This is a genomic window from Chryseobacterium sp. KMC2 (genome assembly GCF_016756935.1).
Taxonomy (GTDB): domain Bacteria; phylum Bacteroidota; class Bacteroidia; order Flavobacteriales; family Weeksellaceae; genus Chryseobacterium; species Chryseobacterium rhizosphaerae.
This window is the reverse complement of record NZ_JAESIT010000055.1, coordinates 1-723: the sequence shown is the minus strand read 5'-3', so window position 1 is coordinate 723 and position 723 is coordinate 1. Positions and strand designations below refer to the sequence as shown.

At 43.8% G+C, this 723-nt stretch carries 1 pseudogene; it reads right to left on the bottom strand.

Features of this window, described 5'->3' with window-relative positions:
* Window positions 1-723, bottom strand: a pseudogene (locus tag JML65_RS23760) (T9SS C-terminal target domain-containing protein); the annotation flags it as partial.

Sequence of the window (723 nt, the reverse complement as noted above, 5' to 3'; positions counted from 1 at the left end):
TGTTCTTGAAATTGTAGGATTTCTGCCATTGTTCATCTCCTCTTTCATTCAGTGAGATCAGCCAAAGGTCTGTTCCTTCTTCAATACCTACTGATTTATTTCCGGATCTCTCGGATCTGGATTCTCCTCCGATGATAAAACCGTTTGAAGTTAAAGCCAGGGTTCTGATATGATCATCGCCTTTCCCGCCAAAGTTCTTTTCCCATTCTACTTTTCCGTTTTTATCCAGCTTTACGATCCAGTAGTCGCCTTCACCGAAATTGCTGCTGGCTTTTGGCATTTGGCTAATGGCTATTGAGGAAGCAGGTCTTTCAGTCGAAGGTTTAGTCTCAGGATTTCCAACCTCGGAACTCCTTGAATAAATTCCCAGTAATGCTCCGCCGTCTTTCGTGGGGATCATTTTTTCTACTTCGTCCAAGCCTCTGCCTCCCAGAATAAGCTGAGAAAGCTCTTTTCCGTCTTTATCCAGTCTGGTGATCCAGACATCTTTTGATCCGTAACCTTTGGATGAGTTTTGAATATTTCCGGCCACAAAAAAGCCTAAGTCTGTGGTTTGAATCACTGCTTTGGCTTCTTCATCTGAGGAAGTTCCCAAGGTTTTCTGCCACAGTTCATCCCCAAATTCATTCAGCCTGATCAGCCAGATATCCGATCCCCCTTTGGAGTCATCTTTTTTATCCAGTCCTTTTCCGGAATAAGAGGTTCCTGAAACCAGAAATCCTC